We start from the raw sequence: 248 nt of genomic DNA, 5'->3' as shown, positions 1-248 counted from the left end.
TTTAGGGAGGTCTGGATATGGGCCACAAGGATATGACCCTATTAAATTATTCAAGGGACTGTTATTACAAGCATGGCATAATTTGAGTGACGAGGGGTTGGAATAGGCACTTCGAGTACGATTAGATTTTATGATAATAAGCGGATTAGAGAGGGTGCCAGATCATACGACATTTTGCAGATTTCGAAATATAATGACTAAGCTGAAGATATGGGATGTGTTGCTGAAAGAGGTGAACGAGCAGTTGA

The 248-nt window shown here is 40.3% G+C and carries 1 pseudogene; it reads left to right on the top strand.

Features of this window, described 5'->3' with window-relative positions:
- Positions 1–248: pseudogene (locus L8D11_RS06235) on the top strand (transposase); the annotation flags it as partial.

Origin of the sequence: Candidatus Bandiella numerosa (genome assembly GCF_021811875.1) — a bacterium.
Classification (GTDB): domain Bacteria; phylum Pseudomonadota; class Alphaproteobacteria; order Rickettsiales; family Midichloriaceae; genus Aquirickettsia; species Aquirickettsia numerosa_A.
Note: the sequence above shows the minus strand (reverse complement) of the source record. Positions and strands in the feature narration are given on the sequence as shown.